Genomic DNA, 7704 nt, shown 5'->3' with positions numbered 1-7704 from the left:
GACTAAAAAATAGCACTTCCACAATGACTGACGCCTTTTCGTATGCCTTATATTTTGCCTACGGCAAAACATCCGGCCCTAAGGCTACCAGGGACTACAGGCCTCGGTCTTCGACCTTCCTTGGCCTACAGCGAGGGAAAAAATTACTCCCTATTTACCGTTCACATTACAAGAATCGGATACTACCTCATCAGCACCGCATACGAGTAGCACGTTTAATAATACGCACTCAATTTAACACGACCTTTTGAGCTCCATTTTCTTCTGATAAATCAATGTAATGATTAAAAACCAAAAGAAAGTATAGCTCAAAGCATATAATAATGACGCAACCTTTAATTCGGAGATAGGAAACAATGTTTGCGTAATGAATAATCGCAGGTTAACCATGGTATCATCTGAGGTAGGGATTAATATCATCGCTTGAATTTTTAAAAACATAACGTGAAGAACATAGGCCGCCAACGCACTCACGCCAAAAATTTCAAATGGCCGCGACCATTTCTGCCAATGTTTAATTTCTATAAACCAATAACATAATGCAAAGGTTAAAATAGCTAATCCTCCTGTCCATAAAACATACGAGCTTGTCCATAATGCCTTATTAATTGGAAAAATCGAACCCCAGAACCAGCCTGTTATTGCTGCAGCAACGCCTATAAAAATCATTCCAGTTAATTTTTTTAAGGAGCTATTGCTTGAAAGCAACCAAGCACCGAGTAAGTTTCCTAATAGTGCCGTCGCAATTGCAGGAAGCGTACTTAACAGTCCTTCTGGATCAAAGGTATTGGTATAAAGATGACGTGGTGAAATGAGTAATCTATCAATGTAGGCTGCAAGATTACCATCCATTGTAAACTGATGTGAACCATAACCAGGAACCGGCAATAAGGTCATTGCTAACCAATAGCCAATCAATAAAATAGATAATATAATCGCTTGTGTTTGGAAACGAGTTGTTAAATACAATAATGAGGTAAAAAAATAACAAATCGCAATTCGCTGTAATACACCCAAAAATCGAAGGGTCGACCATTCATTGTGCAAAGATGCTGCATTAAGTAATAAACCAAGAGAAAAAAGAAAAATCGTTCGCTTTATGATTTTTATCAATAAAAAACTCACAGAAAAACCCTGTGCGCGTTGCTTAGCTAACGTTAAAACCGAGGAAACTCCCACAATAAATATAAAAAATGGAAAAACCAGATCGGCTAGCGTGCAACCATTCCATACTGAATGGCCGAGTATGGCGAACGATGTACGGTTGCCAGGACTATTTACTAATATCATGAGCGTGATTGTAATGCCACGAAAAACATCAAGCACCAATAATCTGGAAAATTTATTCTCACTTTGCACCATTTAAATACCTTGATTTATGAGTGACTGTTTCAATGTAATACTATTTTGTTTTGATTAATTTTGCCTAAGTTTACTGCATTCTCGATAATATATTATATGATTGAGCTTAGATCTTGCGGCTTATCCGTTGGAACATCATAAGCACTCTTTAACCGATCAACATGTTCTCCTTCATAATCAAAAAAAATAACACCCATGAGGTTTTCATTTTCTTTTTATATATAATAGGCCAATCATAATGAGCATTGATACAATGTATTTCTTTTTTTGTAGAACTAATTGGGCAACGCTCACCGCAATGGATAGAATTTTGGTATTTGATAATGGGCAGATTATTGAAGATGGAACACATGAGAAATTAATGCGGCTGGATGGATATTATGCCAAAATGTGGCGAATGCAAGCATGTGGATTTTTACCTGAGTATTTAAATGAGCAACGTGATAACTAGCTGTGTGGTTGTTGGAGCATTAACATCTGATTGGCTAAATTACGTGCCATTCCTGTTAAAAAAGTAGGAATAAAGTGAAGTGTTTCTAAGCAACATAGCCAATTTATTTTAACTACATTATATTAATAATTCCTAATTGAGTATTTTTTATACTTGTAGCTCACAAAAAATCATAGCAACCTTTTGATTTCATTATAAAATAAGCCTTGTTTTATCGAATATTTTGATTAAAAATAAAAGTAAGTGGAAAATCATTAGGCTCTTTTCACATTATGCTAACTTTGATAAATTTCAACCGGCCCCAATTACTTAGGATATAACTGTATGTCTATCAATAAAAAAGAGCCCGTTCACCAAAATAATTTGAGTATTAATGCAGATAAAATAAAAAAAGTGAATGCTGATGTGGTGCCGGTTATCAGTGAAGAGGAAGTTTCCGCCTTATTAAAAGCAGCTCAATCAGATGAACAGAACAACTTTCAAAAAATTATCATTACCCAGGAAATATTTAAAAAAATCAAGGAAAGTTTGCGGGTAACCATTCAAAGTATGGAAAAAAATCCAAGCATTTTTTCACGCACTGCTGAATTCTGGGGTAAACTTCCGCTATGGCAGAAAATTTTAGGTGGCGTTGCCTTAACTCTACCCACGTTAATCCTAGGGATTATTGCCCATCTTAGTTTTCTTTTGGCCATTTGCGGCGTTACAACGATTGTTTATACTAGCGGTGGAATCGTCCTTGATGATCACCATAAGTGTGGCAACAACGTTACTGAAAATTTAGCTAAAGGCATTCTGAATTTAGCCGATTTTATGGAGCTAACCATTACCGCTCTCGACATCATAAGCCAGAAAGTAACCATGGAAGTGAAGAAATTTACTGCTGAAAATGAACTACTTAAAATAAATGTTAACCAGTTAAATAATGGAATAACGCAATTAACTGGAGAAATAACTGCAGCAGCTGAATTGATTTCCTCTTTAAAAATAACTAAAGAAAAATTAGAAGAAACTGCATGTAACCTTAGCAAACAAGTAATTGAACAAGGCAGTTTATTGGAGATTAATCAAAAAGAATTAACACGAGTTACTGAAGCTTATAAGGTAAGTCAGCTTCAATTATCTAATAAAATAGAAGAATTTGCTGAAATAGAAAAAGGTCTTAAAGAGGAAATACAAAAAACAGCAAAAATAGCAGACTACTTGAGCACTGTTACACAAGATATCTCCGCTATAGCTATTGCTGATGAGTCACAAAAAAAGGAATTTCATAACCGTTTAACTGAGTTTTTACAAAATAAAGAGGTCAGTTTTGCTGCCTTGGCTATCCGTTTTGGTGAAGCAGAGAAAAAACTGGAACAGGCAAACCAATTATATGATGCTCAGAACCAAAAATATCTTGAGCTTATAGAGAAACAAGAAAAGCAAATAGTCAGACTTGAACAACAAATAGTCAGACTTGAACATATTGGTAATGTCGAGAGAGCCAAACAACCCGCTAATGTCCGTAAAATAGGGTTCTTTGACTTAAAAACGTCAGAAATAACCCGAACTCAAGAAGAAACTATGACAAAGGAATTTAACTAAATGCCCCTCCTTATAAAAAAAGTCTTTTCAGCCAAAGAAATTCAACAATGCATGGACATTCGCAATCAGATTTTTGTTAAGGGACAAAATGTTCCTATCAGTGAAGAAGTAGATGGGAACGATGAAGATAGTGAGCATTATCTCTTACTAATTGATGAACAACCTGCCGGCGTTGCGCGTGTTCGTTTTATGGGTAATTTTGCCAAAATTGAGCGCCTTGCCATTCTAGATAAGTATCAAGGCAAGGGATTTGGCAAAAAGCTAATGCAAAAGATTTTATTAGATCTTCTGAACAATGAGGTCGTTACCGTAGCCAAATTAAGCTCACAAACACACGCGATTCCATTTTATGAAAAGCTTGGCTTTGTGGTATGCAGTGAGGAATATATGGATGCCAATATTCCTCATAAAGAGATGCAACTTAATTTTAATCCGCTTCATTCCTAAGCTCAATTGTACACTTTTAAGGTAGCTTTGATTGCAGGACGCTTAGCAAGATGGGTATACCAGTTTAACAGATGAGGAAACTGTTTCGCATCAATAATTTGCTGATAAAATTCTTGAAAACAATAAACCCAAGGCCAAATTGCCATATCTGCAATAGTATATTCTGGCCCACTTATAAATTGATGCTGGCGTACTTGTTGTTCCATCACTCCCATTAAACGTTTACTTTCATCCGCATAACGTTTCATGGCATAAGGAACGTGTTTTGGAGCAAAACGATGAAAATGTCCAAATTGCCCAAAAGTTGGACCAATATGGGCTGCTTGAAAGTAACACCATTGTACTACCTGATATTTCTTGATGAACTTTTTTGATAAAAATTTCTCATGTTTTTCCGCTAGATATTGTAAAATAGCTACACTCTCAAATAAATAAAAATCATTTTCCTTATCGTATAAAACGGGTATTTTATTATTAGGAGAAATTTTTGAAAAATTAGGATCAAATTGCTCTCCCTTAGAAATATCAATTAATTTAAGCGTATAAGACTGTGCCAATTCTTCCAGCATAATCGTCGGTTTAATGCCATTAGGCGTACCTTGTGAATAAAGCGTATACATATAAATATCCTTTTTTTCAAAATAAACGAATTTTCAAAAAGTATAGTACCTTTTTGCTAGATCTACGTTTAATGAATACAAAGAATAAATGTTCATTTCCTTCTCTGATTTTTTCATGGATCTAAAGGTATAAACCTCGTTATCCACAACAAATTCTTGCTAAATTAAAGCGTTTAGTTGATGATATAAAAAGACAAATGGACTTCGTTTAGAACAAAAAATGTTAACCATGGTCAATCAATAACTCTAATAACTAAGATTGGATTTATGGACATTCATTCACTGGTTTCGACCTGGCGCGCACGTTATCAGAAACGTTCTCCGCGTGAGAAAAAAATGCTGAAATTTCTTGTTTTATTGCTAGGAATACTGCTTTTAATTATTTTTCTCAAATGCTGTAAAACAATCAACATGAATAAACAGACAGCGAATGCACCGCTTCTAATTCGCGAAAACAATCGCATCAAAATTCCCGAAAACTCTCCATTACGTTCCCAAATAAACGTTCAAACCGTTAACACGTCAAACCTCCCCCATCTGGTAACACTCCCTGGAATAGTTGACGGAAATCAAGCAGGCAATCTCAGCATTTTACCACCATTAACCGGTCATCTCGTCAGCCTGAATGTACGTCTTGGAGATGAAGTGAAAAAAGATCAGATTTTAGCCGTAATGCAATCTGCCGCTCTGGCACAAGCCTATTCTGATCAACTTAAAGCTCAAAGTGCTTTGAAACAAGTTCAAAAAGCCTTAAAGCGTGCACAAAAGGTTAACCGCGTCGGAGCCAATTCGATTAAAGATATAGAACAACTGCAAAACAATTACACTCAAGCCCAGGCTGAATTACAACGCACCCAAGCAACACTTGAATCTTTAGGGAATAATAAAGAGAGCCAGCTGCAAATTATTGCCCCTATGAACGGAAAAATTACCACGCTTAACTATGGCATAGGCTCATACATTAATGATTCCACTATTCCTCTATTCACTCTATCCAATATCGATTCAGTTTGGGTAACCCTTTGTGTGCCAGAAAATCTGATTACCTCAGTAACGACAGGCCAATCTGTGGAAGTTTTTCTAGCAGCTTACCCCAATCAAACCTGGCAAGGCAAAATAACCTTTACTAATGCGCTTATTGATCCAGATACACGATGTAACAAATCGCGCATCGCTTTAGATAATTCCGACATGAAATTGCAACCAAATATGTTTACTGCAGTAAAAATCCAGATTCCACAAACACTGCAAGTAATGGTCCCACTGTCGGCAATTCTCATGAATAATGACACTACATCAGTTTTTATAGAAATAACCCCATGGACTTTTAAAAGACGCGTAGTGGTATTGGGCGCTGAAGATGGAACTAACGTGCGCATTAACTCTGGATTGCAAGCAGGTGATCGGATAATCACGGCAGGAGGAATACTGGTTAATGATTAACAAGCTTATCGCACTCTGTTTTCAGCGACGCCATATTGCCTGGGGAGCAGCTCTTTTGCTGGGGCTTTATGGCTATATTTCCTGTACACAAATGACCATTGAAGCTTATCCGGAACTTGATGATGTCACAGTTTCTATTACAACTCAGGTACCAGGATTAGCTGCTGAAGAAATAGAGCAACAAATCACAATCCCTTTGGAGCGAGCTCTGGTCAGCGTACCCTATTTATCCATTTTACGCTCCAGCAGTACTTTTGCATTGTCTTTGATCACCATGGTTTTTAGAGATAGGGCCGACGAATACTTTGCTCGTGAGCGCGTTTCAGAAATTCTTAATGCAATCATTTTGCCGCCAGGAATCCAGCCTTCCATAAATCCACTAACCGGTTCTGGGGGTGAAATTTATCGTTATACTTTGGAGTCAAACACTAAAAATCTGATGGAATTATCAGAAATTCAACGCTGGATAATCATACCCAAATTAAAACAAGTTCCTGGGATTGCCGAAGTGAATAACTTTGGCGGTTTCACCAAAGAATACCAACTCATCGTCGATCCACTTAAACTAAGAAGTTACAATCTTGCCTTCAATGATGTAGTCAATGCAATTAACAATAATTCTGCCTTTGCGGGAGGAGGTCGTATTTCTCGTGGCGAGCAAAGTTATATTATACGTGGCATGGGACAAATTCACACTTTGGATGAATTAGGCGCTGTAGTGATAGCACAATATAAAGGCATGCCTATACTGCTTCGAGATCTTGGGCAGGTACAATTTGGACATAAAGAGCGTGAGGGAATTCTAGGTAAAAACCATAATTCTGACACCATTCAAGGCATAGTACTTATGCGTAAAGGTGAAAACCCTGGCAAGATTTTAGAAGAGTTGCATGCTAAAATTAATCAGTTGCAACAACAGCTAAAATCTATAGATGTCACCATTGTTCCTTATATTGACCGCGATGATTTAGTTCACTTAACCGAACATAAAATCATTCATACGGTCATTGAAGGAATAATCATGGTATGTGCTGTACTGATGGTATTTTTAGGTAATCTTCGTAGTGCTCTGGTAGTCACAGTGGCTATTCCCGCAGCACTAGTATCCATGTTTATTTTTATGAATCTTACTAAAATACCCGCTAATTTGTTTTCCTTAGGCGCAATTGATTTCGGTGTTATTGTCGATGGAGCCATTGTCGTGATGGAATCTATTTTACGTCGTAGAGAAGAGTTCCCTGAGCAAACACTTTCTGTAGAAGACACATTAAAGGCTACCAATCAAGTTGCCCGTCCTATTTTTTTTGCTACTCTAATCATTATTTCTGCTTATTTACCGTTGTTTGCATTCGAACATGCTGAAGGGAAATTGTTTACCCCCATGGCCTATACCATGAGCTTTGCACTTCTTGGAGCATTAGTTTGTTCCTTGGTACTGGTTCCTGGATTAACGTATAAAGCATTGTATAAACCCCAAAAGATGTATCACAACCGCCCTCTGCTTTGGTTAACCGATAAATATAGTTCACTCCTGAGGCAACTTCTCAAACGCCCTAATATTGCCTATGTACTTGGTGTAATCACTTTACTTTTAGTAATTACTCTTGGAGTCACTGCAGGTCGTGAGTTTTTACCAGAATTGGATGAAGGGGGTTTGTGGTTACAAGTGGAGCTCCCTGCAGGTCTTTCCCTTGACAAAGCCAATGAAATGGCTAGTCATTTAAGAAACACATTACTTGAACACCCAGAAATTTCGTACGTCATAACCCAATTAGGACGAAATGATGGCGGGAC

7 protein-coding genes are annotated in these 7704 nt (G+C 37.2%); 5 read left to right on the top strand and 2 right to left on the bottom strand.

Features of this window, described 5'->3' with window-relative positions; translation table 11 throughout:
* Nucleotides 1-234: 234 nt before the first annotated feature.
* Nucleotides 235-1362, bottom strand: a complete 1128-nt coding sequence (locus WA877_RS07950) for an acyltransferase family protein (RefSeq protein WP_425170382.1) — start codon at nucleotides 1360-1362, stop codon at nucleotides 235-237.
* A gap of 238 nt (nucleotides 1363-1600) precedes the next feature.
* Here WA877_RS07950 and WA877_RS07945 point away from each other — a divergent pair, with 238 nt between their 5' ends.
* The 3 genes from WA877_RS07945 (at nucleotide 1601) to WA877_RS07935 (ending at nucleotide 3847) form a co-directional block, all read left to right on the top strand.
* On the top strand, nucleotides 1601-1813 hold the full coding sequence (locus WA877_RS07945) for a hypothetical protein (protein WP_425170381.1): 213 nt from the start codon (nucleotides 1601-1603) through the stop codon (nucleotides 1811-1813).
* Nucleotides 1814-2137: 324 nt separating this feature from the next.
* The gene (locus WA877_RS07940) at nucleotides 2138-3400 is read left to right on the top strand and encodes a LegC2/C7 family Dot/Icm T4SS effector (protein WP_425170380.1); all 1263 of its coding nucleotides are present in this window, start codon (nucleotides 2138-2140) and stop codon (nucleotides 3398-3400) included.
* Nucleotides 3401-3847 (top strand): GNAT family N-acetyltransferase, encoded by a 447-nt coding sequence (locus WA877_RS07935; RefSeq protein WP_425170379.1) that lies wholly within the window; start codon nucleotides 3401-3403, stop codon nucleotides 3845-3847.
* A gap of 2 nt (nucleotides 3848-3849) precedes the next feature.
* On the opposite strand, the gene WA877_RS07930 is transcribed toward WA877_RS07935, so the two are convergent.
* Nucleotides 3850-4467: a glutathione S-transferase N-terminal domain-containing protein gene (locus WA877_RS07930; RefSeq protein ID WP_425170378.1), complete on the bottom strand. Its 618-nt coding sequence runs from the start codon at nucleotides 4465-4467 to the stop codon at nucleotides 3850-3852.
* 267 nt (nucleotides 4468-4734) lie between these two features.
* Between WA877_RS07930 and WA877_RS07925 the strand changes: the two genes are divergently transcribed.
* Both WA877_RS07925 and WA877_RS07920 read left to right on the top strand, forming a co-directional pair.
* Nucleotides 4735-5910, top strand: a complete 1176-nt coding sequence (locus tag WA877_RS07925; protein ID WP_425170377.1) for an efflux RND transporter periplasmic adaptor subunit — start codon at nucleotides 4735-4737, stop codon at nucleotides 5908-5910.
* Nucleotides 5903-7704: efflux RND transporter permease subunit (locus WA877_RS07920; RefSeq protein ID WP_425170376.1), on the top strand; the 1802-nt coding region annotated here is incomplete at its 3' end. The genes WA877_RS07925 and WA877_RS07920, both read left to right, overlap by 8 nt.

It is taken from the genome of Legionella sp. (assembly GCF_049790535.1).
In the GTDB taxonomy this organism is placed as follows: Bacteria; Pseudomonadota; Gammaproteobacteria; order Legionellales; family Legionellaceae; genus Legionella.
The sequence above is the reverse complement of the archived record's forward strand: the minus strand, read 5'-3'. Positions and strand labels throughout refer to the sequence as shown.